The 25,997-nt window shown below is 72.5% G+C and carries 21 protein-coding genes and 2 pseudogenes; 18 read left to right on the top strand and 5 right to left on the bottom strand.

Translation table 11 applies throughout. The features are described from left to right. Positions 1 to 88: 88 nt before the first annotated feature. Positions 89 to 1,132, bottom strand: coding sequence for an L-glyceraldehyde 3-phosphate reductase (mgrA, locus tag ACFZCP_RS40625; RefSeq protein WP_391440603.1), 1,044 nt, complete (start codon positions 1,130 to 1,132; stop codon positions 89 to 91). A gap of 266 nt (positions 1,133 to 1,398) precedes the next feature. On the opposite strand from mgrA, the gene ACFZCP_RS40620 reads away from it, so the two are divergent. Beyond that, the gene (locus tag ACFZCP_RS40620) at positions 1,399 to 2,247 is read left to right on the top strand and encodes a chitosanase (protein WP_362696604.1); all 849 of its coding nucleotides are present in this window, start codon (positions 1,399 to 1,401) and stop codon (positions 2,245 to 2,247) included. Between the two features lie 65 nt (positions 2,248 to 2,312). Here ACFZCP_RS40620 and ACFZCP_RS40615 read toward each other — a convergent pair whose 3' ends face one another. Then, positions 2,313 to 2,930 carry a DUF4328 domain-containing protein gene (locus tag ACFZCP_RS40615; RefSeq protein WP_391440596.1) on the bottom strand — a complete coding sequence of 206 codons (618 nt, stop codon included), beginning with the start codon at positions 2,928 to 2,930 and terminating at the stop codon, positions 2,313 to 2,315. Between the two features lie 187 nt (positions 2,931 to 3,117). Between ACFZCP_RS40615 and pgm the strand changes: the two genes are divergently transcribed. Then, on the top strand, positions 3,118 to 4,758 hold the full coding sequence (gene pgm, locus ACFZCP_RS40610) for a phosphoglucomutase (alpha-D-glucose-1,6-bisphosphate-dependent) (protein ID WP_391440591.1): 1,641 nt from the start codon (positions 3,118 to 3,120) through the stop codon (positions 4,756 to 4,758). 87 nt (positions 4,759 to 4,845) lie between these two features. Here pgm and ACFZCP_RS40605 read toward each other — a convergent pair whose 3' ends face one another. The 3 genes and pseudogenes from ACFZCP_RS40605 to ACFZCP_RS40595 form a co-directional block, all read right to left on the bottom strand. Beyond that, positions 4,846 to 5,763: a GDSL-type esterase/lipase family protein gene (locus ACFZCP_RS40605; protein ID WP_391440585.1), complete on the bottom strand. Its 918-nt coding sequence runs from the start codon at positions 5,761 to 5,763 to the stop codon at positions 4,846 to 4,848. Between the two features lie 192 nt (positions 5,764 to 5,955). Next, positions 5,956 to 6,049: pseudogene (locus tag ACFZCP_RS40600) on the bottom strand. A gap of 197 nt (positions 6,050 to 6,246) precedes the next feature. Then, the gene (locus ACFZCP_RS40595; RefSeq protein ID WP_391440581.1) at positions 6,247 to 7,203 is read right to left on the bottom strand and encodes a LysR substrate-binding domain-containing protein; all 957 of its coding nucleotides are present in this window, start codon (positions 7,201 to 7,203) and stop codon (positions 6,247 to 6,249) included. Positions 7,204 to 7,319: 116 nt separating this feature from the next. On the opposite strand from ACFZCP_RS40595, the gene ACFZCP_RS40590 reads away from it, so the two are divergent. The 16 genes and pseudogenes from ACFZCP_RS40590 (at position 7,320) to ACFZCP_RS40515 (ending at position 25,878) form a co-directional block, all read left to right on the top strand. Continuing rightward, positions 7,320 to 8,192, top strand: coding sequence for an FAD binding domain-containing protein (locus ACFZCP_RS40590; RefSeq protein ID WP_391440572.1), 873 nt, complete (start codon positions 7,320 to 7,322; stop codon positions 8,190 to 8,192). Between the two features lies 1 nt (position 8,193). Continuing rightward, positions 8,194 to 8,715 carry a 2Fe-2S iron-sulfur cluster-binding protein gene (locus ACFZCP_RS40585; protein WP_391440567.1) on the top strand — a complete coding sequence of 174 codons (522 nt, stop codon included), beginning with the start codon at positions 8,194 to 8,196 and terminating at the stop codon, positions 8,713 to 8,715. Continuing rightward, complete coding sequence (locus ACFZCP_RS40580; protein ID WP_391440561.1) at positions 8,712 to 11,084, top strand: aerobic carbon-monoxide dehydrogenase large subunit; 2,373 nt, start codon at positions 8,712 to 8,714, stop codon at positions 11,082 to 11,084. The genes ACFZCP_RS40585 and ACFZCP_RS40580 overlap by 4 nt, the downstream gene beginning before the upstream one ends. A gap of 9 nt (positions 11,085 to 11,093) precedes the next feature. Beyond that, the gene (locus ACFZCP_RS40575) at positions 11,094 to 12,026 is read left to right on the top strand and encodes an XdhC family protein (protein ID WP_391440553.1); all 933 of its coding nucleotides are present in this window, start codon (positions 11,094 to 11,096) and stop codon (positions 12,024 to 12,026) included. Further along, the gene (locus ACFZCP_RS40570) at positions 12,019 to 12,927 is read left to right on the top strand and encodes an AAA family ATPase (RefSeq protein WP_391440548.1); all 909 of its coding nucleotides are present in this window, start codon (positions 12,019 to 12,021) and stop codon (positions 12,925 to 12,927) included. Before ACFZCP_RS40575 ends, ACFZCP_RS40570 begins: the two co-directional genes overlap by 8 nt. A 241-nt stretch (positions 12,928 to 13,168) precedes the next feature. After that, the gene (locus ACFZCP_RS40565) at positions 13,169 to 14,257 is read left to right on the top strand and encodes a VWA domain-containing protein (RefSeq protein WP_391440543.1); all 1,089 of its coding nucleotides are present in this window, start codon (positions 13,169 to 13,171) and stop codon (positions 14,255 to 14,257) included. A 370-nt stretch (positions 14,258 to 14,627) separates the two neighbouring features. Beyond that, positions 14,628 to 15,158: a hypothetical protein gene (locus ACFZCP_RS40560; protein ID WP_391440539.1), complete on the top strand. Its 531-nt coding sequence runs from the start codon at positions 14,628 to 14,630 to the stop codon at positions 15,156 to 15,158. 400 nt (positions 15,159 to 15,558) lie between these two features. Beyond that, a pseudogene (locus tag ACFZCP_RS40555) lies at positions 15,559 to 16,323 on the top strand (hypothetical protein); the annotation flags it as partial. A gap of 232 nt (positions 16,324 to 16,555) precedes the next feature. Beyond that, positions 16,556 to 18,067 (top strand): GT4 family glycosyltransferase PelF, encoded by a 1,512-nt coding sequence (gene pelF, locus ACFZCP_RS40550; RefSeq protein WP_391440536.1) that lies wholly within the window; start codon positions 16,556 to 16,558, stop codon positions 18,065 to 18,067. Next, entirely contained in the window at positions 18,064 to 19,467 is a 1,404-nt protein-coding gene (locus tag ACFZCP_RS40545) for a hypothetical protein (RefSeq protein WP_391440517.1), read from the top strand. The genes pelF and ACFZCP_RS40545 overlap by 4 nt, the downstream gene beginning before the upstream one ends. Positions 19,468 to 19,518: 51 nt before the next feature. Then, entirely contained in the window at positions 19,519 to 20,520 is a 1,002-nt protein-coding gene (locus ACFZCP_RS40540; protein ID WP_391440512.1) for a GDP-mannose 4,6-dehydratase, read from the top strand. 63 nt (positions 20,521 to 20,583) lie between these two features. Then, positions 20,584 to 21,297, top strand: coding sequence for a sugar phosphate nucleotidyltransferase (locus ACFZCP_RS40535; protein WP_391440507.1), 714 nt, complete (start codon positions 20,584 to 20,586; stop codon positions 21,295 to 21,297). A gap of 7 nt (positions 21,298 to 21,304) precedes the next feature. Beyond that, complete coding sequence (locus ACFZCP_RS40530) at positions 21,305 to 22,210, top strand: NAD-dependent epimerase/dehydratase family protein (protein WP_391440502.1); 906 nt, start codon at positions 21,305 to 21,307, stop codon at positions 22,208 to 22,210. Further along, positions 22,207 to 22,869 (top strand): spherulation-specific family 4 protein, encoded by a 663-nt coding sequence (locus ACFZCP_RS40525; RefSeq protein WP_391440497.1) that lies wholly within the window; start codon positions 22,207 to 22,209, stop codon positions 22,867 to 22,869. The genes ACFZCP_RS40530 and ACFZCP_RS40525 overlap by 4 nt, the downstream gene beginning before the upstream one ends. A 64-nt stretch (positions 22,870 to 22,933) precedes the next feature. Further along, the gene (locus ACFZCP_RS40520) at positions 22,934 to 23,590 is read left to right on the top strand and encodes a 1,4-alpha-glucan branching protein (protein ID WP_391440491.1); all 657 of its coding nucleotides are present in this window, start codon (positions 22,934 to 22,936) and stop codon (positions 23,588 to 23,590) included. A gap of 419 nt (positions 23,591 to 24,009) precedes the next feature. Next, positions 24,010 to 25,878, top strand: coding sequence for a M1 family aminopeptidase (locus ACFZCP_RS40515; protein WP_391440486.1), 1,869 nt, complete (start codon positions 24,010 to 24,012; stop codon positions 25,876 to 25,878). Positions 25,879 to 25,997: the final 119 nt, after the last annotated feature.

The following is a 25,997-nucleotide window of genomic DNA, read 5'->3' as shown; positions in this document are numbered from 1 at the left end:
GATGACCAGGATGACAACGCTGTCCGGATGGCCTCCAGTATGTCCTACTTTTCCCTTAAGTCTGTGACTTACATCACATATTCGGGGCTTATCCGAGATTTCCCAGCCGGGCGTCCCGCCACAGGTCCACGCCGCCGTCGGTGGCGTACTGGTCGATCTCGGCCAGTTCCTCGTCGCTGAAGGCGGGGTTCTCCAGCGCGGCAACGTTCTGTTCCAGCTGTTCGACCCGCGAGGCGCCGATCACCAGGGACGTGACCCGCTTGTCGCGCAGGGCCCAGGCCAGTGCCATCTGGGCCAGTGTCTGGCCGCGCCGGGCCGCGATGTCGTTCAGGGCACGCAGCCGGCCCCGCATGTCGTCCGTGAGCCACGCCGCGTCCAGGGACGTCCCCTGCGCGGCCCGTGAGTCCTGCGGGACGCCGTCCAGATAGCGGCCGGTGAGCAGCCCCTGCGCGAGCGCCGTGAACCCGATGACACCGAAGCCCTCCTCCTGGGCCGCGTCCAGCAGTCCGTCGGTCTCGATCCAGCGGTTGAGCATGCTGTACGACGGCTGGTGGATGAGGAGCGGGGTGCCCAGGTCGCGGAGGATGGCGGCCGCCTGCCGGCTGCGCTCCGCGTCGTAGGAGGAGATGCCCACGTACAGGGCCTTGCCCTGGCGCACCGCGGTGTCGAGCGCGCCCATCGTCTCCTCCAGCGGGGTGCTCGCGTCCAGCCGGTGGGAGTAGAAGATGTCCACGTAGTCCAGGCCCATCCGGCTGAGCGACTGGTCCAGGGAGGCCAGCAGGTACTTGCGCGAGCCGCCGCCCTGCCCGTAGGGGCCGGGCCACATGTCCCAGCCGGCCTTGGTGGAGATCACCAGCTCGTCCCGGTAGGGGGCGAGGTCCTGCTTCATCAGCCGGCCGAAGTTGATCTCGGCCGCGCCGTAGGGCGGACCGTAGTTGTTGGCCAGGTCGTGGTGGGTGATCCCGAGGTCGAAGGCGCGCAGCGCGATCTCGCGCTGGGTCTGGAAGGAGCGGTCGTCGCCGAAGTTGTGCCAGTAGCCCAGGGACAGGAGGGGGAGGTCCAGCCCCGACCGGCCGGTGCGCCGGTAGCGCATGGTGCCGTCGTAGCGAGCGGGGTCCGCGACGTGGTTCATCGGGTCGTCTCCGGGTGGTGCCGTAGGGATGCCCGTCGTGTGCGAGGGGCTCGTCCACCCTGCGCCTCCATGATTCGTAAGTCCAACCGATGTCCCTCATGGGATTGAGCGGCCCGGGTTCTGAATCGGGCGGCCGGACCGTACTGTTCGATCCTACGAATTTGCGGCCTGACGGGTTACCGGCCCTCTCTGTATTTGATAGGAAACTTTCCTACCAGTGCCGGTACGGACCAACTCCCCACCCCCCACCCCTCCTTGGAGTCCAAGTGGAGCACATAGAGCGCGAGTCAGCAGCCTCCCCCCGCCTCTCCCGGCGGACCGTCGTCGCCGTCCTCGGTGCCGTCGCCTCCGGCGCCGTGCTCGGCGCCCAGCGCGTGGCGGCCGCCCCGGCGTCCCGGGCGGCCGGGCCGGGCCTCGACGACCCGGCCAAGAAGGAGATCGCCATGCAGCTGGTCTCCAGCGCGGAGAACTCCTCGCTCAACTGGAAGGCCCAGTACAAGTACATCGAGGACATCGGCGACGGCCGCGGCTACACCGCCGGCATCATCGGCTTCTGCTCCGGCACCGGCGACATGCTCGACCTCGTCCAGCTCTACACCGACCGCAAGCCCGGCAACGTCCTGGCCAAGTACCTGCCGGCCCTGCGCCGGGTCAACGGCAGCGACTCGCACAGCGGCCTGGACCCCGACTACCCCAAGGACTGGCGCAAGGCCGCCCAGGACAGCGCCTTCCAGCAGGCGCAGAACGACGAACGCGACCGCGTCTACTTCAACCCCGCCGTCGCCCAGGGCAAGACGGACGGACTGCGCGCGCTGGGCCAGTTCACCTACTACGACGCCATCGTCATGCACGGCGACGGCGACGACCCCACCAGTTTCCGCAACATCCGCAAGCGGGCCCTGCGCAGCGCCAAGCCGCCGGCGCAGGGCGGCAACGAGACGACGTACCTCAACGCCTTCCTCGACGCCCGGGTGTGGGCCATGAAGCAGGAGGAGGCGCACAGCGACACCAGCCGGGTCGACACCGAACAGCGCGTCTTCCTGCGCAAGGGCAACCTGGACCTGAACACGCCGCTGGACTGGAAGGTGTACGGGGACAGTTACCACATCGGCTGAGCCGCGCGGCGCGGTCGCGCGCGGCCTGACCGTGGGGGTACTCGCCGCGCCCGCACTGCAGGGGCTCAGGAAGGGCGCGGCAGGTCCGCGGCGCCCGGGACCGCGACCGTGGTCTCCAGCGCCGTGGCCTGCCGCGCCGTGACGCGCTGGATCACGGCGAGTGCCAGGGCCCCCGCGGCCAGGTTGAGGGTCTCGCCGACGGCGAGGAGGCCGGACGAATCCCCCTGTCCCGGCCCGCTGCCCACGGTGACGACCACCGCGCGCCCGATCCAGACCGTCCACCACGCGTTCACCAGGACCGTGTCGCGCCCCTCCGTCGCGCCGGGGCCGCTCGCACGGTGCACGTCCAGGACGAGCCCGCGCGGCACCCAGAGGTTCACCACCGGGACCAGCCAACTGGCCACGGCCCATGGGGTGGAGCCGGGCAGGGGCGTGGGGGAGAGGAGCTGGGCGTTGCGCCGGCAGCGGACGAACCACACCAGGAAGAGCACGGCCGCCGCCATCGTCGTGTACACGCTCAACTGGGACGCCGTCGTGAACGCACTCGAAGAGGTGTCCTGCGGATGCAGGTGGTGCGCCCGCGAGGTCACCGCCCGGTAGACGTCCGCCACCGTGGCCGCGGCCACTGCGGCCTGGGCGGAACGGGCGAGCGGCCACAGGGCCTTGACGATGGGTCTGGACACGAGGGGTTCCTGGCTGTCGGAGGCGGCACGCAAAGGCGCGACGCCGCGGCGTTCGTCGAAGAAGCGGATCATAGGCGAACCGGGTCCGGTCGGCTCCACGCGCCGGTGGCGTACTCGCACGGCGGTCCCCTGCCAAGGAAAGATGGGCTCCGAGCGATCGATCACACCGATGCGGAGGAGCGGACTGATGCCGCACGAGCGAGCAGGCAGGCCGGCCGGTCCCGAGGACCTTGTCGACGTGGCCCGGCTGGTCACCGCGTACTACGCGCTGCACCCGGACCCGGCCGACCCCGGGCAGCGGGTGGCGTTCGGCACCTCGGGTCACCGGGGTTCGTCCCTGGCCACCGCCTTCAACGAGGACCACATCGCCGCCACCAGCCAGGCCATCTGCGAGTACCGCGCCTCGCAGGGCGTGGACGGCCCGCTGTTCCTCGGCGCCGACACGCACGCCCTGTCCGAGCCCGCCCGGGTCACCGCCCTGGAGGTGTTCGCCGCGAACGGCGTCACCGTGCTGGTCGACAGCGCGGACGGCTACACCCCGACGCCCGCCGTCTCGCACGCCATCCTCACCCACAACCGGGGCCGCGCCTCGGGCCTCGCCGACGGCGTGGTCGTCACCCCGTCGCACAATCCGCCCGCCGACGGCGGCTTCAAGTACAACCCGCCCAGCGGCGGCCCGGCGGCCTCCGCGGCGACCTCCTGGATCCAGGACCGGGCCAACCAGATCATCTCGGGCGGCCTGAAGGACGTTCAGCGGCTGCCGTACACCCGCGCTCTCGCCGCGGACACCACCGGGCGGTACGACTTCCTGGGCGCCTACGTCGGTGACCTGCCGAGCGCCCTCGACCTCGACGCGGTCCGCGCGGCGGGTGTGCGCATCGGCGCCGACCCGCTCGGCGGCGCGTCGGTCGCCTACTGGGGCCGGATCGCCGAGGAGCACCGCCTCGACCTGACGGTGGTCAATCCGCACACCGACCCCACCTGGCGGTTCATGACGCTGGACTGGGACGGCCAGATCCGGATGGACTGTTCGTCGCCGTACGCGATGGCCTCCCTCATCGAGCAGCGCGACCGCTTCCGCATCGCCACCGGCAACGACGCCGACGCCGACCGGCACGGCATCGTCACCCCGGACACGGGCCTGATGAACCCCAACCACTACCTCGCCGTGGCCATCTCCTACCTCTACCGGCACCGCGAGCAGTGGCCCGCCGGCGCGGGCATCGGCAAGACGCTCGTCTCCTCCACGATGATCGACCGCGTCGCCGCCGACCTCGGCCGCCGGCTCGTCGAGGTACCGGTCGGGTTCAAGTGGTTCGTGGACGGACTCGCGGCCGGCACCATCGGGTTCGGGGGCGAGGAGTCGGCCGGCGCGTCGTTCCTGCGCCGGGACGGCTCGGTGTGGACCACGGACAAGGACGGCATCCTCCTGGCGCTCCTCGCCTCCGAGATCACGGCCGTCACCGACAGGACGCCCTCGGAGCACTACGCCGCCCTGACCGAGCGCTTCGGCGAACCCGCCTACGCCCGCATCGACGCCCCCGCCACCCGGGAGCAGAAGGCGCTGCTCGCCCAGCTGTCCCCGGCCCAGGTCACCGCCGACACCCTGGCGCAAGAGGCGGTCACCGGCGTCCTGACCGAGGCGCCGGGCAACGGCGCCGCCATCGGCGGGATCAAGGTCACCACCGCCAACGCCTGGTTCGCGGCCCGGCCTTCGGGCACCGAGGACGTCTACAAGATCTACGCCGAGTCGTTCCTCGGCCGCGACCATCTGGCCCGGGTGCAGGAGGAGGCCAAGGGGGTGGTCCTGGCCGCGCTCGGCGGCTGAGCCCCGAGGACGTACGACGGCCTGCGCGCCGCGGGTGCGCAGGCCGTCGTACGTGTGTGCTCGGCCGGTGTGCTCGGCTGCAAGGGCTCAGCCGTGTGCGCGGCCCTGCTCCAGCCGGTCCAGCACGGCCTTCGCCATGGCGGCCTCGCCCGTGGCGTTGGGGTGGGCGGGAGCCGCGGGCGCGGCGGGCTGCAGCGGCTCGATCCACCGGTCCGCGGGCGCCTTGCACATGTCGTGGCCGACCGTGGGGCGGTAGGTGTCGACGTACTCGACCCGGTTCCAGGCGGCCACCAGACGCAGCATCAGGTTCAGCCGCTTCTCGGTGTCCCGCAGGTAGGGGAAGTCCTTCTGCGCGAACGGCACGGACGGGAAGCAGCCGCTGCCGTCGTCGGGTAGCAGGTCCGGGTAGCCGACGAGGAGCACCCGCGCGTGCGGGGCGCGGGCGTGCACCGCACGCAGCACCCGGTCGATCTTCGGCGCGGTCCGCAGGATGGTGAGCGCCAGCCCGTCGTACCCCGCGGCGCTGTAGGACCGCTCGCAGGGATCGCCCGTCGGATCCTGCACGCCGAGACGGGCGCAGGTGCTGATGATCGAGCTGAAGCCCACGTCGTTGCCGCCGATCTGTACCGTCACCAGGTCGGTGTTCCGCCCCAGCGCGTCGAGCTGGGGGCCGTTGGTGCCCTGCGGCTTCCACATCTCGTTCGTCGTCGCCCCGCCGCAGCTCACGTCCTTGAACGCGGTCGCCTGCCGCTGCGACGCCACCAATGAGGGGTAGTTGTGGTCGGAGCGGGCGCAGCCGGCGTCCACCTGACGGGGAATCATCGGGCCCGAGGCGTAGGAGTCACCGAGGGAGACGTACACGAGGCCGTGTCCGTGTTCGCCGGGGTGCGCGTCGGCGGGTGTCGTGGACGCGGCAACAAGGGCGCAGCTGCCCAGTGCCGCTCCTAGGACGGCCGCCCGCCGCCGGCCTCCGACCCCGTCCGCCGTCCGCATGCCGTTCGCCATGGAATCCTCCCCCTGAGGCCGGGACATCGCACGGGACCCCCACCCAGGAGCGGCCTTCGCGCGTTCGACTGGGTCTGTATACCGTTCGGTAGGTCACATGGACCAGAAGCGGGAAGGAACATTCGCGCCCGAGGAGGAAGGGGGTGCCAGCCGGCGATCCCGCGGCCGGCGGAGCGGGGCGGGTGCTTCGGGCGGAGAGGGCAGGATTCGAACCTGCGTGGGCCTGGTGGGCCCGACCTCGAGGCGTGCTCGCTGGTCCCCGATCAACCACTCCGGGCACCTCTCCCCGTGACCGGCTCGCGGTTTCGCGTGCCGTTCACGAGAACAACGGTGCCAGGACCCGCTGACAGCGCCCTGACACGTACGCACGCGCCGCCGGGGCACCGGTGTTCCACGGTGTACGCCCTCCGTGAAGTCCCGCTCGTCCGCCGGCCGGACACGAGCCACGCCCGCCGCCACGGGCCGGCGCCATGCCTGTCCTCTTCACGCGCCCCAGAGCGTGACGTACACCGGGGGCCGGAACCGGGAGGGCGGGACGCCCGCGCCGGGCGCGCGCATGATGCGGGTCGCCGCGGGCGTGTGCAGGAAGTGCAGGAACGCGTCGGTGGCCGGGGAACGGTGCTCGGGCCGCAGGACGACGGCGTGCCACGTGGCGTCCGACGGCGTGGCCGGGGTCTCCACGATGCGCAGCTCGTCACGCCGGATGCGGGGCGACACCAGATGGGCCGGCGCCGGCGCCACCCCCGCCCCCTCGGCGGCGGCCGCCCAGGTCGCGGCCTGGTTGGGGAACACCCACACGTGTCCCTCGGTCACTGCGAGCCGACGCAGCAGCCGTCCGCAGTCCGCGTCCGGATCGGTCCCGGAGGAGTCGACCAGCCACGACCACTGCCGCGGCGGACCGGGCGGACGCGGTGACCTGGCGCCGGTCACCACGACCAGCTGGGTGCGGAACAGCGGCTCGACGACCAGTTCGCCCCCGTGCGCGGCGCCGGGGCACGGCCCGAGCGCGACATCGGCCAGCCGGTTCTCCACCAGCACACGCATCTCGTTGCCGGCGGCCACGCCGAACGAGATCTCCGTCCTGCGCCCCGGGCGGGAGGCGAAGGCCTCGACGAGCGACGGAAGCACGAACTCGGCCAGGGTGTTCGTGGCGACGACCCGCAGGTCGTCGGGCGCACCCCGGGCCGCCCGCACCGCGGCCTCGGCGTCCGCGCTCAGCGCGACCATCCGCGACGCGACCGGCAGCAGCCGCGCCCCGGCGGGCGTCAGGCGCATCCCACTGCCGCCGGTGCGCCGGATGAGCGGATCGCCGAAGTGGGTGCGCAGCGCGGCGAGGGCCTGCGACACCGCGGACTCGCTCACGTCCAGAGTCCGCGCCGCGGCACTGACCGAACCGAGCCGCGCGACCAGCACGAAGGCGCTGAGCTGCGTCACGGTCACGCTCTGATTCTGCCGCTTTTGGATGGATAAGTGAATGCTTATAGGTCCATTGCACGGCCGGTGGGCAAGAGCGCAGCATCACTACAGCGACGCGCACAGCGTTCCAGGAGGGCCCGATGCAGGTACCGGCTGCTTTCCAGTACGAGAGGGCCACCAGCCTTGAGCAGGCGATCGAGCTGCTCGGACGGTACGGCCCCGAAGCGCGGGTGGTGGCGGGCGGACACAGCCTGCTGCCGATGATGAAGCTGCGGCTGGCCCAGCCCGAAGCCCTCATCGACATCAACGGCCTCGGCGAGCTGGCGCGGATCCGGGTGGACGGACACGATCTGGCCGTCGGAGCGATGGTCCGCCACGCGGAGCTGCTCGCCTCACCGGTGGTCGGCGAGCACTTCCCCATCCTCCGGGACGCGGAGCGGGTCATCGCCGATCCGCTCGTACGCAACCGCGGCACCGTCGGCGGCTCGCTGTGCCAGGCCGATCCCTCGGAGGACCTGTCCGCGGCGTTCTCGGCGTTGCGGGCGACCCTCGTCGCCCAGGGCCCGGGCGGCAGGCGCACCATCGGCATCAGGGAGTTCTTCCGCGGACCGTACGAGACCGCGCTGGGCGAGGCGGAGCTCTTGGTGGAGATCCGCGTGCCCATCCGTTCGCACGCCAGCGCCTACCGCAAGGTCGAGCGCAGGGTGGGCGACTGGGCGGTGGTCGCCGCGGGAGCGGTGCTGGAGATCTCCGGCGGGACCGTCACCGAGGCCGGGATCGGGCTGACCGCCGTGGGCGCCCCGCGGTTCGTGGCCGAGCGGGCCGAGGACTTCCTGCGCGGCGGCCGGCCGGACGACGAACGCTTCACCGAGGCGGGCCGGATCGCCTCGCAGGAGTGCAGGCCGACGGCCGACCAGCGCGGCCCGGTCGACTACAAGCGGCATCTGGCCGGGGAGCTCACGACGCGGGCGCTGCGCGCCGCCGCCGCACGCGCCCAGGGGCAGGAGGCGTGACATGCGGATCACCGTGACCGTCAACGGCGAACAGCACACCAGGGACGTCGAGCCCAGGCTGCTGCTCGTCCACTTCCTGCGTGACGAACTCGGGCTCACCGGCACCCACTGGGGCTGTGACACCTCCAACTGCGGGGTGTGCACCGTCTGGCTGGACGACACGCCGGTCAAGTCCTGCACCGTACTCGCCGTGATGGCCGACGGCCATGAGGTGCGGACCGTCGAAGGCCTGGCGCACGGGGCCGAACTCGACCCGGTGCAACAGGGATTCATCGCCTGCCACGGGCTGCAGTGCGGCTTCTGCACGCCGGGAATGATGATGACCGCCCGCTGGCTGCTCGACCACGACGCGGACCCGTCCGAGGAGGACATCCGCCAGGCCATCTCCGGCCAGCTGTGCCGGTGCACCGGATACGAGAACATCGTGCGCTCCATCCGCTGGGCCGCCGAGCACGGCGGCGGGTCGGTGACCGCCGACGCGGACACCGAGCCGGTGCCCGGCCGCGAGGAGGTGCGGGCATGACGACCACCGAGGAACGGCCGGTCGGCTTCGGACGGATGCCCCGCAAGGAGGACGCGCGGTTCGTCCGCGGCCACGGAACCTACGTCGACGACGTCCGGCTGCCCGGGATGCTGTACGGCGCGATCCTGCGCAGCCCGCTGGCGCACGCCCGGATCGTCTCCGTCGACACCAGCGCCGCCGAGGCGCACCCGAGGGTCAAGGCCGTGATCACCGGCGAGACCCTCGCCGGTCTCGGGCTGGCGTGGATGCCCACGCTCTCGTACGACACACAGGCGGTGCTCGCCACCGACAAGGTGCGCTTCCAGGGCCAGGAGGTCGCCTTCGTCGTCGCCGAGGACCGCTACGCCGCCCGGGACGCCCTCGAACTGATCGACGTGGAGTACGAACCGCTCCCGCCGGTTGTCGATGCCCGACGGGCGCTCGACCCCGGAACGCCGGTGATCCGCGACGACAAGGAACAGCAGAGCGACAACCACATCTTCGACTGGTCTGCGGGCGACAAGGAACGCACGGACGAGGTCTTCGCCGCCGCCGACGTCGTGGTGGCGCAGGACATGCTGTACCCGCGGGTGCACCCCGCTCCGCTGGAGACCTGCGGCACGGTCGCGGACATGGACGCCATCACCGGGAAGCTGACGGTGTGGTCGACCACGCAGGCCCCGCACGCCCACCGCACGATCTACGCGATGGTGGCCGGCATCCCGGAGCACAAGATCCGGATCATCTCCCCCGACATCGGGGGCGGCTTCGGCAACAAGGTCGGCATCTACCCCGGTTACGTGTGCGCGGTCGTCGGCTCGATCGTCACCGGCAAGCCGGTCAAGTGGGTGGAGGACCGCTCGGAGAACCTGATGAGCACCTCCTTCGCCCGCGACTACCACATGCACGGGGAGATCGCGGCGACGAAGGACGGGAGGATCCAGGGCCTGCGCGTCCAAGTGATCGCCGATCACGGCGCGTTCAACGCCACCGCACAGCCGACGCAGTTCCCGGCCGGCTTCTTCAGCGTCTTCACCGGCTCGTACGACCTGGCCGCCGCGCACTGCACCGTGACCGGTGTCTACACCAACAAGGCCCCCGGCGGCGTCGCCTACGCCTGCTCGTTCCGTGTGACCGAGGCCGTGTACCTGGTCGAGCGGATGGTCGACCTGCTCGCGGACAGGCTCGGCACGGACCCGGCCGAGCTGCGGATGCGCAACCTGCTGCGGCCCGGGCAGTTCCCGTACACGACGCAGACGGGGTGGGAGTACGACTCCGGCGACTACCCGAAGGCCCTGCGCCTCGCGATGGACATCGCGCACTACGACGACCTGCGCCGGGAGCAGTCCGCAAGGCGCGAACGCGGCGAACTGACGGGCATCGGGGTCAGCTTCTTCACCGAGGCGGTCGGCGCGGGCCCGCGCAAGCACATGGACATTCTCGGACTGGGCATGGCCGACGGCGCCGAACTGCGCGTCCACCCGACCGGCAAGGCCGTGCTGCGGATCTCCGTGCAGACCCAGGGGCAGGGCCACGAGACGACGTTCGCGCAGATCGTCGCCGAGGAACTGGGCATCCCGCCCGAGGACGTCGAGGTGGTGCACGGCGACACCGACCAGACCCCGTTCGGCCTCGGCACCTACGGATCCCGCTCGACGCCGGTGTCCGGGGCAGCGGCCGCCATGGTCGCCCGCAAGGTGCGCGAACGCGCGAAGATCGTCGCCTCCGCGATGCTCGAAGTGAGCCCGGACGACCTGGAGTGGGAGAAGGGCCGCTGGTACGTCACGGGCGACCCCGACCAGGGACGGACCATGGCCGAGATCGCGCTCGCCGCACACTCGAACCTGGAGCTGCCCGAGGGCGTCGAGGGCCACCTGGACGCCACCTGCGTCTACAATCCGCCGAACCTCACCTTCCCCTTCGGCGCGTACATCTGCGTCGTGGACGTGGACGCGGGCACCGGGCAGGTGAAGGTCCGCCGGTTCGTCGCCGTGGACGACTGCGGCAACCGGATCAACCCCATGATCGTCGAGGGCCAGGTGCACGGCGGACTCGCCGACGGCCTCGGCATGGCGCTCATGCAGGTGATCGCCTTCGACGAGGACGGCAACTGCCTCGGCGGATCGTTCATGGACTATCTCCTGCCCACCTCGGTCGAATGCCCGTCCTGGGAGCTGGGCGAGACCGTCACCCCCTCCCCGCACCACCCCTTCGGTGCCAAGGGCATCGGCGAGTCCGCGACCGTCGGCTCGCCCGCCGCGGTGGTCAACGCCGTGGTCGACGCGCTGAAGCCGCTCGGCGTGCACCATGTCGACATGCCGCTGACGCCCGCCGCCGTGTGGCGGGCCGCCCAGGGCCGGCCGCTGCGCACCGACCTGGCGATCACCTGAGGCACCGCGATGACGAACATCGACCTGCTGAACCGGGCGGATGTGCTCCGGCACGGCCGGACCCCGTTCGTCCTCGCCACCGTCGTGCACGCGGAACGGCCCACGAGCGCCAAGCCCGGGGACAGCGCCCTGGTGCTCCCCGACGGCACCGTCGAGGGCTTCGTGGGCGGTATCTGCGCCGAGACGACAGTGCAGTTGCAGGGCCTGCGGGTGCTGGAGACCGGCGAGTCGCTGCTGCTGCGGATCACGCCCGCCACGGACACCGGCAGCGGCATCCGGAGCGCGCAGGAACCCGGCGAAGGCCTGGTCACGGTGGCCAATCCCTGTCTGTCGGGCGGGACGCTCGACATCTTCCTGGAAGCCAACCTCCCCCCGGCACTGGCCTACGTCTACGGACACGCCCCCATCGCCCGCGCCCTGCTCGACGTCGGTCGCGTGCTCGGCCTCGACGTCCGGCCGGCCCCGCCGGCAGGGCCGCTGCCGCCCGATCTGGACGTCGTCGTCATCGCCACACACGGCCGCGACGAGGAGAGCGTCCTGACCGAGGCCGCACGCTCCAAAGTCCCGTACATCGGGCTGGTCGCAAGTCCGAGGCGCGGCGCGGCCGTGCTCGCCGGGCTGGACGTCACCGAGGAGCAACGCGCACACATCCACACCCCGGCCGGGCTGGACATCGGCGCGCGGACCCCGGCGGAGATCGCGCTGTCGGTGTACGCCGAGATCATCGCGACGCGGCCGCAGGCGGCCCGTGCCGTGCGCCCCGGAGCCGGGTCCGCGGTGCGGCAGGTCCTGGCGCAGGACGTGGATCCCGTGTGCGGGACGACCGTGGCGATCACGCCCGCCACGCTGTCGCTGGACCGGGCCGGCGCCACGGTGTACTTCTGCGGGCCCGGGTGCCAGCACGCCTTCGCCGACGAGCCCTCCCGTTACGCGCATGCCTGACCTCGACCCCCTCGTACCCGATGTCACCGCCCTGCGCTCGCGTCTGGACGCAACCGGCTACCTGGCCGACGACGCCCTGGCCACGGCGCTGCTGCTGGCCGTGCGCATGCGGCAGCCGATCCTGCTGGAGGGTGAGCCCGGCGTCGGCAAGACCGAGGCGGCCCGGGCACTCGCCGCCGTGCTCGACACCCCGCTGATCCGGCTGCAGTGCTACGAGGGCCTGTCCTCGGCCGAGGCCCTCTACGAGTGGAACTATCCGCGGCAACTCCTGGCCATCCGGCTGGCCGAGTCCCGCGGGGAGCGCCTGCGGGACACCGACCTGTTCACCGAGGACTATCTGCTGCCACGGCCGCTGCTCGCCGCGATCTGCCACCCGGGCCCGCGGCCGGCGGTCCTGCTCATCGACGAGGTGGACCGCGCCGACGACGAGTTCGAGGCGTTCCTGCTGGAACTGCTCGCCGACGCCGCGGTCACCATCCCCGAACTCGGCACCCGGACGGCCGTGGTGCCGCCGGTGACTGTCCTGACCTCCAACCGCACCCGGGATCTGCACGACGCGCTCAAACGCCGCTGCCTCTACCACTGGATCGACTACCCGGACACCGCACGGGTCGCCGCGATCATCCGCCGACGGGTGCCGGAGTCGGCCGCATGGCTGGCCACGCGCGTGGCCCGCGGGGTCGCACGCCTGCGGGCCCGGCAGGAGCTGACCAAGGCGCCCGGCGTCGCCGAGGCCATCGACTGGGCGGGCGCGCTGCACGCGCTGGGGCTGGCCGAACTCGACGCCGACGCCGCCGACCGCACCCTGGGAGCGGTGCTCAAGTACGCCGAAGACCTGGAGGCCGTGCGCCGGGCCGGACTGGCGGAGCTGGTCGACGCGGAGGCCGCCTCCGATGCCTGACCTGCCCGGCCTGTCCGACCTTCCCGGCACGCCTGACGTTCCTGGTCCATCCGGCGTTCTTGGCCCGTCCGGCGTTCCTGCTCCGTCCGGCGTTCCTGCTCCATCCGACCTTCCTGGTGCATCCGGCGTTCCTGGCGCGCATGACCTGCCTGGCGGGCCTGACCTCCCCGGCCTGTCCGACCTGCCTGGCCTGCCGGAACTGGCCGCCGCCTTCACCGCCGCCCTGCACGACGCGGGAGTCGTGGTGGGCCCCGACCGCACCCGGAGCTTCGCCCGGGCACTCACCGTGCTGGCGCCCTCGACGACACGGGAACTGCGGCACTGCGCGCTCGCCACCCTGGTGTCCGAACGCGAGCAGATCGAACCGTTCGACGCGGTCTTCCGCGAGGTCTTCGGCGGCCCGGGCGACCGCGGAGCACAGCGCGGGCAACCCGGCGACCCGGCCGGGGCGTTCCCGGACACCGTTGCGGGCCGCGTCCCCGGAATCCGCAAGGCCACCGCGGACGCACAGGGCCGCAGGCCCGACGCACAGCCGCGGGAGGCCCACGTCCCCCTCGCCGCCAGTCCGCTCGACCGGCTCGCCGACCGTGACTTCGCCGACCTGTCCGCAGAGGAACTGGCGCTGCTCGCCGACGTGATGCGCACCTTGGTGCTGCGCACCCCGACCCGGCCGTCCCGCCGGCGCCGCACCGCGCACCACGGTGCGCGCATCGACGTGCGCCGCACGCTCTCCGCCAGCCGGCGCACCGGCGGACACCCGCTGCGGCTGCGCCGCTTCGTGTCCCGCGCCCGCCCTCGCGACCTCGTCGTGCTCTGCGACATCTCCGGATCGATGGAGCCCTACGCCCGTGCGATGCTCCAACTGCTCTACTGCGCCGCCCGCGCCACCCGCGCCGAGGTCTTCACCTTCGCCACCCGGCTCACGCGCCTCACCCCCGTCCTCCGGCGGACCGCACCCGACGACGCCCTGGCACGGGCCGGACGGGCGGCCCCGGACTGGTCCGGCGGCACCCGCATAGCGGCGTGCCTGGCGGAGTTCAACGAGCGGTTCGGCCGGCGCGGCATGGCGCGCGGCGCGGTGGTCGCCATCGTCTCCGACGGCTGGGACACCGGCGCGCCCGCCGACCTCGCCACCCACATGGCGCGACTGTCCCGGGTCGCCTACCGCGTCGTCTGGGTCAACCCGCGTACGGCCAGCCCGCGTTACCGTCCGCTCGTGGCCGGCATGGCCGCGGCACTGCCCTACTGCGACGCCGTCGTCAGCGCCCACAACCTCGCGGCCCTCGACGACTTCACCGCCGCTCTGGCCGCCCCGCGGCGCCGCCGATGACCCTGCCGGAGCCGGAGCCGGAGCCGGAGCCGGAGCCGAAGCCGAAGCCGAAGCCGGAGGCCGAGTCGGCAACACCAGGCCGGAAAATGGTGATGGGCCGAGAAGGTTCCCGCTGCACAAGCGGTGGCCCGTATTCCGGGTGCCGTCGAGGGTGCGTGCCCGCCAATGCCGCCCGGATGCACCGGTGTTCGGGCCGCCCCCGAGGGCTTCCGGAGTCGCCCGCCCGTATCGTGCGCGTATGCGACCCATGACCTTGCGTCACGGATCCATCGCAGTACCTTCACGATACGCACACTTTCGGCCGATCGGTGCGCGCGGCGCTCTTGGCGGGGCAGACGCCGCGCTCGCCCCGTGCCTAGCCTCCCGGCCCATGCGATCACCTCTGATGAGACGCCTCGGTCTCACCGCCGTCCTCGCCCTCGCCCTCGTCCTCGCCGTCTTCGGCCTCGCCCCGGCCGCCAGTGCCGCCCCGGCACCGGCCGCGCTGACCTTCAGGACCGACAGCGCCACCACCACCCCCGGCGGCACGGTGCACCTGCCGATGACCATCACCAACAACAAGACCTACGACATCTCGTTCGTGTACCAGACCATCGACCCGACCTGGCTCACCACCCAGCGCCCCGACCTGAAGTGCAGCTTCACCGGCTGCAGCCTGGCCACGGCCGCCGGCGGCACCGCCTGTGCCGGCACCGGTCCGGCCAACCTCGGCGGCAACTACGGCGCCACCATCCCGCCCGGTCAGAGCCGCACCGTCATGCTGACGCTCCAGGTCGCCGCCGACTCCGGCTGCAACGGCAACATCGGCTTCTACTCGTACTACTACGCCGAGTTCAGCGACAGCTCGAACACCAACGGCGGCCCCGTCTACACGCCCGAGACGCGTGTGGTCTGCGCTTGACGGACCAACCGGACCCATGGCGCGAGTGGCCTGAAACGGATCCTCCGGACAGATCCCCGCGCGGTCTGGACCACTGGCACATCGTCCGGCGGGCCGCATCGGCCCGCCGGTGCGTCGTATCGGGCCCGGACCGGCACACCGGAGCCGCCGGGCCGCCGCCGACCCCCTGCGGGGGCGACGGGGAAACGACCGAACGGGTTGCCTCGCGCCCCCGTCGGGCGCCTGCACTTTTCCGTCAGGTTTCGTAAGACGACCACAAAAGCTACATACAGCCATCACCATGTGACGCGACGGATGCGTCGACGACCGGCTTCTGAGGGGGAACGCCGGCGTCGCGCAGGGGGTGCGTCCGCTCCACGCGAGCCGTACTCACCCCTGCCCGGGGAGGGGACTTCACCGCATGAAGCGGACCATCCGCGCCACCGCCCTGGCGGTCGGTGCGCTCATCGCGGCTGTCGGCCTGCCGGCCGGGACAGCCCAGGCCGACGCCACGGCGCCGCGCATCGACCTCAGGGTGCTGGTGGTCCGCGACGGTGGCCCGGCCACCGACGCGATCGCCGCCGAACTCGACGCGGCCGGAACGCCGTACACCGAGGTCGACCTCACACGCTCGAACCGCCCCACGATCGACGCCGCCTTCCTCGCCGACACCGTCGACGGGCGGCCCCGCGCCCAGTACCAGGCCGTCGTCCTGCCCAACGACAACCCGTTCGTCGCCGGCTCCGCCGAGATGGCCGCGCTCGCCTCCTACGAGCAGACGTACGCCGTCCCCCAGGTCGACGCGTACACCTACGCCCGGCCCGCGGCGGGCCTGCAGTACCCGGTCGCCGGCGGTTACTCGGGCAGTATCGACGGTGCGCAGGCCCAGGTCACCACGGCCGGCAAGGCCGGCCCCTTCGGCTACCTCGTCGGCGCGGTTCCCTTCGAGGACAACTCGCCCTCCGTGGGCGAGAGTTACGCCTACCTGTCGGCGCCCGCGCCCGGCGCCGACTTCACCCCGTACGTCCAGGCGCCCATCCCGGGCATGGCCAGGCAGGGCTCACTGATCGGTGAGTACCGGCACGACGGGCGGCGCGAGCTGGTCGTCACCTTCGTCTACAACCGGTACCAGGAGCAGTTCCGGCTGCTGGCCCGGGGCATCGTCGAGTGGATGACCGGCGGCGTCAGCGCGCTCTCCTTCGCCCAGCCGTCCTCCGCCGCGGCCCCGGCCAAGGCCGGCAAGGCCGTCAAGGAACCGGCCACCCACCCCGCGCCGCACACCGAGGTCCCCGCAGGCGTGACCAAGAAGGTCCCCTACAACCCGGGCAGCTGAACGGCGCACCGAATCGAGGTCCCGGCCGCCCACCGGCGGCCGGGACCCGCACGACCACCCCACTTCTCGGCCGTGGAGCACACCGATGCACGTTCAGTACGGCGCGCGCCGCCCCGGCGCGACGCGCGTCACCCTGCTCACCGAAGGCACCTACCCGCACAGCCACGGCGGCGTCAGCGTCTGGTGCGACCAACTCGTCCAGGGCATGCCCGACCTCGACTTCGACGTCGTCGCCGTCACCGGCACCGGACGCGAACCCGTCGCCTGGGACCTTCCCGCCCACGTCCGCAGCGTGCGATCCGTCCCCATGTGGGGATCCCCGCCCGAGGGCCGACCGCCCAGGGGCCGCGCGCGCAACCAGCTCGCCGCCGCCTACGAGCGGTTCCTGACGGCGCTCGTGGACCCGCACACCGAGGACGCCTTCGCACCCGCCCTGTACACGATGGCGCGGGCCGCGGCGGACGGCACCCTGAGCCCCTTTCTGCGCGGCGACCGCGCGATCGCCCTGCTCGCCGCGGTGTGGAACCGCCCCGGACTCGCCGTGCGCGAGGCCCGCCCCACCCTGCACGACGCGGTCACCGCCACCGCCCTGCTCGAACACGCCCTGCGCCCCCTGGCCGCACCACTGCCCAGGGACGGAGTCGCCCACGCCGTCAGCGGCGGCGTCGCCGTCCTGCCAGGCCTGGCCGGCCTGGACCGCTTCGACGTTCCGCTGCTGCTCACCGAACACGGCGTCTACCTGCGCGAACGCTACCTCGGCTATCGCACGGCGCCCTACCGCTGGCCGGTGAAGGCCGTAGTCCTCGGCTTCTTCAGGCTGCTCGCCGAGGAGAGCTACCGGCGGGCCGCCCTGATCACCCCGGGCAACCGCTACAACCGGCTGTGGGAGGAACAGGGCGGCGCCGCACCGGAGTCGATCCGCACGGTCTACAACGGCGTGGACCCCGCCGCCTTCCCGCCCGCCGGACCCGAGCCCGAAGTGCCCACGCTCAGCTGGGCGGGCCGCGTCGACCCCATCAAGGACCTGGAAACCCTGATCCGCGCCTTCGGCCTGGTCAAGGAGCGAATACCGGAAGCGCGGCTGCGCCTGTTCGGCGGCACGCCCCGGGGCGGAGAGGCCTACCGGGAGCGGTGCGAGGCGCTCGCGGCCGAGCTGGGGCACGCGGACGCCGTCACCTTCGAGGGGCGCGTCGACGACATCAAGGACGCCTACGCGGCCGGCAACGTCGTGATGCTCTCCAGCATCAGCGAGGGCTTCCCGTTCACCCTGATCGAGGCCATGTCCTGCGGCCGCGCGACCGTCTCCACCGACGTGGGCGGCGTACGGGAGGCCGTCGGCGACACCGGCCTCGTCGTCCCGCCGCGCGACCCGGCGGCCATGGCTGCGGCCGCCCTCGACCTGCTCGCCGACCCCGGCCGGCGCCGGGCGATGGGTGAGGGGGCACGGCTGCGTGTGATCGAGCAGTTCACCCTGCGCCAGACCATCGACACCTTCCGGTCCATCTACCTCGAACTGCCCGCGCTCGCAACGCCGTCGACCACGCAGCCCGCGCCACCCCGGATCGTCCCCGCCGACGCCGGGAGCCTGGCCGGATGAGCGGGCCGATGGCGCTCGAACCGGGCGGAACGGAGAACGACACGCTGGCCCTCCGGCTCGCCGGCACACCCGCGCGCGGGTGCGCGGACCACCACACCCTCGCCCTGGGAGCACCCCGGCACCCCGGACCCGACAGGGAGGCGGTCAGCCGGCTCGCCGCCGAACTCGCCGACCGGATCGGCCCCGCCGTCCACCCCTACGAGGTCGCCGCCCTGCTGGAGGCCGAGGGCCTGACCGCCGACCTGATCAGGGACCGGTACGGCCACCCCGACCTGTTCTCCCTCGCCACGGCCCTGTACGGGCAGGTGCCCCGCACCTTCCCGGAGCCGGCACCGGGCGCCGACCCCTGGCGCCCTGACCATGTGCGCAGCCTGCTGCGGGGCGTGCTTTTCGCCCTGCCCGGCCTCGCCTACCTGCTCACCGCGCCGCTGTGGCACCCGGGCCGGCACGCCGCGGCGCTGATCGTGGCCGGTCTCGTCTCCTGGGCCTGGGGACAGGGGCTCGGCCACCGCGCCCACGTCCGCAGGGCGACCGGGCGACGGGAAGCCGCCCGCACGCTCCTCCTCGGAGCGCCCGCCGGTGCGGCCCTGGCCACGGCAGCCGCAGTCCCGTCGGCAGGCGCCGGCCCGGTGATCCTGGCGGCCGCCGCACAGTCGCTGTACCTGGCGGCGGCGGGCGTCCTGCTCGTCCTGGCCAGGGAAAGGCTGCTGCTCGCCGCGCTCACCCCGCTGATCGCCGGTGCCGCCGTCCTGCTGCGGTGGGATCCCGGCCCCCAGCTACGGGCCGGGCTTCCCCTGCTCGCACTGCTGGCGACGCTCGCCGTCACCGGCCACGCCCTGCGCCGCGCCCACGCCGCCCCGGCCGTAGCCGACGGCAGGCCTCCCCGCCTGCTGTCCTCCCTGCCGTACGGGCTCTTCGGGCTGGCCGCGGGCCTGCTCGTACTGCTGGAGGGGCGGCGGGCGCCCTACGCCGTGATCGCCCTGACCCTGAGCATGGGACCGGCCGAGTGGCTGCTGTACCGCTATCGAGGCCTGTCCGTCGCCGCCCTGCGCAGGGCGGCGACCCCCTCCGGATTCCTGCTGCGCTCCGCCGCCGTCCTCGGCCTGTGCCTGCTCGCCTACCTCCTGCCGCTGCTGCCCGCGGCGCTCCTGACCGGCGCCGAACCGGTCACCCTGCTCCTGCTCGCCGCCACGCTGTGGACCGCACTGCTCCTGCAGGCGTTCGGCGCCGCCTGGCAGCCGGCCGCGATCTGCCTCGCCGCCGCGGGCGCCGCCTGCACGGTCGCACTTCTGCATCTGCCACCGGGCCCGGTCGCGCTGCCACTGTGCTGCGGCGCCGCCGAGCTGGCTCTCGGGGCGTGCGCGCTGCGGCTGCTCGGACGCCCGGCCCGGCACGCCTGATCCGCCCGCCCGCGGATCCCTCCCACGCAACCGAACGGAAGGACACACCAGTTGACCTCCGCACCGCTCGCCGCCGTCACCGGGGCCGAGGGCTTCATCGGCTCCCACCTCACCGAGGCCCTGGTCGCCTCCGGGCACCGGGTCAGGGCCATGGCCCAGTACAACTCCTTCTCCTCCTACGGCTGGCTGGAGACCCTCGCCCCGGACGTCCTCGACCAGGTGGAGATCGTCCTCGGCGACGTCCGTGACCCCGGCTCGGTCCGCGGCCTGCTCGAAGGCGCCGACGTCGCCTACCACCTGGCCGCACTGATCGCGATCCCGTACTCGTACCAGGCACCGCACAGCTATGTGGAGACCAACGTCACCGGCACCCTCAATGTGCTGGAGGCCGTCCGCGCCCTCGGCACCCCCCGGCTGGTGCACACCTCCACCAGCGAGACCTACGGCACCGCGCGGACCGTCCCGATCACCGAGGACCACCCCATCAACACCCAGTCCCCGTACGCCGCCTCGAAGGCCGGCGGGGACCGGCTCGCCGACAGCTACCACGCCAGCTTCGGCACACCCGTGGTCACCCTGAGACCGTTCAACACCTTCGGGCCGCGCCAGTCCATGCGCGCGGTCATCCCCACCGTCATCGGCCAGGTCGCGGCGGGGGAGCGCACCCTCACCCTCGGAGACCTGCGCCCCACCCGGGACTTCACCTACGTCAAGGACACCGCCCGCGCCTTCCTCGCCGTGGGCACCGCGCCCGCCGAACAGGTCGCCGGGCGCACCTTCAACGCCGGTACCGGCGGCGAGATCTCCGTCGGCGACCTCGTCGCCCTGATCGGCAAGGTCATGGACACCGACCTCGACGTCCGCGCCGACCCCGAGCGGATCCGGCCCGCAGGCTCCGAGGTCATGCGGCTCGTCGCCGCCGCCGGCCGGCTCACCGCGGCCACCGGCTGGCAGCCCGCCCACACCCTCGAACAGGGCCTCGCGCACACCGTGGACTTCTTCCGGAACCCGGCCAACCTGGCCCGCTACAAGACCGGCATCTACAACATCTGACCCCGTCCGGCACGCACGTCCCCCACTTCCCTACATCCATGCACGCCATGAAGGAGGAGCCTCATGCACGCAGTGATCCTGGCGGGAGGCAAGGGCGTCCGGCTGCGGCCCTACACCACCGCGCTTCCCAAACCCCTCGTCCCCATCGGCGACCAGCACGCCATCCTGGAGATCGTGCTGCGCCAGCTGTCGGCCGCGGGCTTCACCCGCTGCACCATCGCCATCGGCCACCTCGGCGAGATCATCCGCGCCTACGTCGGCGACGGCTCCCAGTGGGGCATGGCCGTCGACTACGCCACCGAGGACAGCCCCCTGGGCACCATGGGCCCCCTGCTCACCCTGCGCGACCGGCTGCCCGAGTCCTTCCTGGTCATGAACGGTGACGTGCTCACCGACCTCGACTACGCCGACGTGATGCGCCGGCACAGGGCCTCGGCGGCACCGCTGACCATCGCCACCTACGCCCGCAAGGTGCACATCGACTTCGGCGTGCTGACCACGGACGCGAGCAAGGTCGTCGCCTTCACCGAGAAGCCCAGCATGGACTACCGCGTCTCCATGGGCGTCTACGGCGTCAGCCGCTCCACCCTCGACGGCTACACCCCCGGCCTGCCGCTCGGCTTCGACGAACTGGTCCTGGACCTGCTGGCCGCCGAGAACCAGCCGCACGCCTACGAGTTCGACGGCTACTGGCTGGACATCGGCCGCCCCGACGACTACGACCGGGCCAACGCCGAGTTCACCACCCGCAGGTCGCTTCTTCTCAAGGGAGCCTGAGTACCGCATGCGCATTCTCGTCCTGGGCGGCACCGGATACCTGGGCCGCCATGTGGCCGCCCGGCTGCGCGCCCTGCCCGGCGCGCAGGTCCTCGGCGCCGGCCGCTCGGCCGGAGCCGGGTTCCGCGCCGACCTCGCCACCGACCGGCCGGAGCGGCTCGCGAAGACGCTCGCCGCCGCGGCGCCCGACGCCGTCGTCAACTGCGCGGGCGCGACCGGGGGCGACCCCGTGACCCTGGCCGAGGCCAACGCCCGCGGCCCGGCGGCGCTGTGCGCCGCCCTCCGCGAGGCGGCACCCACCGCGCGCCTGGTGCACCTCGGCTCGGCCGCCGAATACGGGCCCGGCGTCCCGGACGTCCTGGTGGCCGAGACCGCGGACACCTGCCCGGTCACCCTCTACGGCGCGACCAAGCTCGCGGGCACGGTCGCCGTGACCTCCGCCGCCCTGGACGGGGTGGTGCTCCGGGTCGGCAACCCGGTGGGTCCCGGCGCACCCGTCGCGAGCCTGCCCGGCCGGATGGCGGCCCAGCTGTGCGCCGCCGGCCGGGATCCGGAGGCGGTCCTGCGCCTCGGTGACCTGTCCGCCCACCGCGACTTCGTGGACGTCCGCGACCTCGCCGGGGCCGTCGCCCTCGCGGTGACGACCGCGGGCCCGCTGCCGCCCGTTCTCAACGTCGGCGGCGGACGGGCCGTACCGGTCCGGGAGTTGGTGCAGGGCTTGGCCCGCCGTGCGGATTTCCGGGGGCGGCTGGAGGAGAACACGGGCGGCTCGGCCCGCTCGGCCCGGGTGTCCTGGCAGTGCTCCGACATCACGGCCGCCGACCGTGCCCTCGGCTGGCGGCCGGTGCACACGCTGGAGGACGCCCTCGACGCGCTGTGGGCGGCCGCGGCGGGAAGCGGGCGTGCGCCATGAGCCTGCTGGTACCCCTGTACGTGCACCCGGCCGAGGATCCGGGCGCCTGGCACCGGCTGATCACCGCGGCCTCCCGCACCCACGCGGTCGTCCTCAACCCCGCGAACGGCCCCGGCACGGCCCCCGATCCGGCGTTCACGGCCGCCGCGCGCGCACTGCGGGCGGCGGGCGCCCGCCTGCTCGGCTACATCGACACCGACTACGGCGTCCGGAACCCGGCCCTGGCGGTCGAGGACATGCGCCGGCACCAGGAGTGGTACGGGGCCCAGGGCTGCTTCCTCGACCGCGTCACCGCCACCGGGCAGGGCCTGCCGGCCTGCCGGCGCCTGGTCAGGGACGTCCGGCGGCTCGGTGCGGCCACCGTCGTCCTCAACCCGGGCGTGTACCCGACACCCGGTTATCTCCGCCTGGCCGACCTGGTCGTCACCTTCGAGGGCCACTGGTCGACGTACGTCTCGGTGTTCACCCGGCCGGCCTGGGCGACGCGGCACCCGCCCGAGCGGTTCTGCCATCTCGTGTACGGCGTACCGGAGGCCCTCGTCCCGCTCGCGGTGCGCACCGCACACGAACGCGGCGCGGCGATCTGCGGACCGGTGACGGGCGAACCGCCCAACCCCTGGTCCGAGTTGACCCCCGCGTTGACCGCGTCGGGCCCATGACCGGCACAAACGGTGTGAAAGGGTGAGGGCGTTCGTATCAGCACGACGGAGGGGAACCGCCGGCATGGCCGTCATCCACCACACCACCCTCAAGCCGACCAAGCTCGAACTCCTCACCACCTGGCTGCCCACCCGCCCCTGGTACCGAGGCGGCGCTGATGTCCCCGTGCTGGAGAAGTCCGGCGGATTCCGGCTGGACGACCCCGAGGGCGAGGTGGGGATCGAGTTCATGGTGGCCAGCGACGCCTCCACCGAGCAGCGGACCGCCTACCTGGTCCCGCTCACGTACCGCGGCGCTCCGCTGGACGGGGCGGAGCACGCGCTGATCGGCACGACGGAGCACGGGGTGCTGGGCAAGCGCTGGGTCTACGACGGCTGCCACGACCCGGTGCTCGTCGGCGCGTTGCTCTCCCTGATCGAGGGCGGGGCGCCGGCGATGGCGCAGAGCATCAGCGACACACCGGACCGGGAGGTGACCCGCTCCTACACGGGCGAAGCACTCGTTGCGAAGGGGCTCGCGCCCCGGCCCACGTGCGACGAGGAGGGCACCCGGCTGCCCGCGCCCCAGGGCACGACCCTGCGTCTGCACCGGGTCCTCAAGCCCGTTGCCGAGAACCCGCCGTTGCCGCCCGGGGACGTCCTCGGCCATGTCGCGAGCGGTTGGCAGGGACCGGGCGGGACCCGCCTCCGGGCGATCCTCATGGTCCTGAACCGCGACTGATCCACCGCCCGCGGGCGAGTCCGGTGTGCCGCAGCACGGGCACCCCACCCCTGTGCGGAAAAGGCCGGCATGCCGGAGCACGACAGCCGTCCCTGCGGCGCGGAGACCGGCGTGCCGGAGCACGACGACCACCCCTGTGGTGCGGAGACCGGCGTACCGGAGCACGGCAACCCACCTCTGTGTCACCCCTCCTGTGCCGCAGAGGTCCCGGAGCACGGCCCCCCACTTCCTCTCCCCCTTCTGGCATGGTCCGGTCAAATCTGTCACTCTTTCGGCAGTCCTCGCCCCGACCCCATGGGGGCGCGGCGCACCTCTCCGCACAGCGATCGCACCATCCAGTCCGCGGCCGCCCCGGCGCACCCCGCCGGCGAACGGCCATCGAGCAGGCCGGAATCCCGGCCGCCGCAAAGGAGCAGTGTGTGAGATCCACCCCCCACAAGGCGCTCGGCGCCGGCTTCCTCACCGTCGCCACGCTGGCCGCCCTCTCCCTCCCCGTCACTCCCGCCGCCGCACAGCAGGCCAGGGACAAGCACGCCGCGCCCGCCGACTGCACTCCGGTCCAGGCCGTCACCAACGGCGGCTTCGAGAGCGGCACCTCGCCGTGGACCGCGTCCGCGTCGAGTGTGATCACCAGCCGCAGCGGCCAGAGCGCCCACGACGGCTCCTCCTACGCCTGGCTGGACGGCGTCGGCAGCACACACACCGACACCCTCACCCAGAGCGTCACCGTCCCCAGCGGGTGCAGCAGCGCCACCCTCACCTTCTGGCTGCACATCGACACCGCCGAGCGGACCTCGTCCACCGCCTACGACAGACTGACGGCCAAGATCGGCAGCACCACGCTGGCGACGTACTCGAACCTCGACAAGAACACCGGCTACGTGCAGAAGTCGTTCGACGTGTCGTCGTTCGCGGGCCAGACCGTGAACCTGTCCTTCACCGGAACCGAGGACTCCAGCCTCCAGACGAGCTTCGTCCTGGACGACGTCGCCCTCGACACCTCCGGCGGCACCACCCCGCCCCCGGCGGACTCCACCCGGACCCCGGCCGCACCCTCGTACACCGTCAGCCTCAGCAGTGACACGAGCGGCACCGTCTGGAACGGACACGAGAGCGCGTCCTTCACCAACGCCTCCGCCACCGCCCTCGGCGAGGTGTACATCAGGCTGTGGGACAACTACCACGGCACCTGCTCGGCGATGCCCATCAAGGTCACCAACGTCACCGGCGGCACCGCGGGCGACCTCTCGGTGGACTGCACCGCCCTGAAGATCACCCTGCCGACACCGCTGAACCAGGGCCAGAGCGCCACCATCGGCTTCGACCTGGGCATCACCGTACCCAGCGGCGCCGACCGGTTCGGCCACGACGGTGCCTTCAGCTTCATCGGCAACGCCCTGCCCGTCCTCGCGGTCCGTGACGGCGCGGGCTGGCACCTGGACCCGTACACCAACAACGGCGAGTCGTTCTACTCCCTGGCCGCCGACTTCAAGGTGACCCTCGACCACCCCAGCACCCTGCTGGTCCCGGCCACCGGCACCTCCACCGACACCCCCGGCTCCAGCGGCCGCACCGTCACCACCGCCACCGCCGCCAAGGTCCGGGACTTCGCCTGGGCCGCGGGCCCGTTCACCAAGATCTCCGGCACCTCGCCCGGCGGTGTCCCGGTGAACATCTACTCCGTCTCGGGCATCAGCTCCTCCAGCGCCCAGTCGATGCTCAGCACCGCCAAGACCGCCGTGGACGCCCACGCGGGACGCTTCGGTGCCTACCCCTACGGCGAACTGGACGCGGTCATCGACAACAACTACTGGTTCGGCGGCATGGAGTACCCCGGCTTCGTCCTCGACCTGGTCAGCACCACCGCACTCACCCATGAGATCGGCCACCAGTGGTGGTACGGCATCGTCGGCGACGACGAGTACACCAGCCCCTGGCTGGACGAGGCGTTCACCGACTACGCCACCGACCTGGCCCTCGGCAAGACCGGCAGCAGCTGCTGGAGCAGTGTCTCCTGGGCCTCCAGCGCCGAGAAGATCACCAACTCGATGGCCTACTGGGACGCGCACTCCTCCCGCTACTCCACCGTGGTGTACGACTACGGCAAGTGCGCCCTGCACGACCTGCGGCGCGTCCTCGGCGACACCGCCATGGCCAAGCTGCTGAAGGACTACGCGACCGCCCACTGGTACGGCGTGTCGACCACGGCCGAGTTCAAGGCGGCCGCCCAGGCGGCCACCAGCACGGACCTGACCTCCTTCTGGACCCAGCACCGCATCGACAGCTGATCGGCACCGTCCGGTCGTGGGGGGCGGCCGCGGGGCCCCCCCCCCCCCCCGGGGGGGGCACCCCCCCGCCCCCCCCCAGGTGGAGGTGGCGGGCGGGGTGGGGGGGGTGGGGGGGGGGC

Source organism: Streptomyces sp. NPDC007971 (assembly GCF_042958635.1).
In the GTDB taxonomy this organism is placed as follows: Bacteria; Actinomycetota; Actinomycetes; order Streptomycetales; family Streptomycetaceae; genus Streptomyces.
This window is presented reverse-complemented; position numbering and strand designations above follow the sequence as displayed.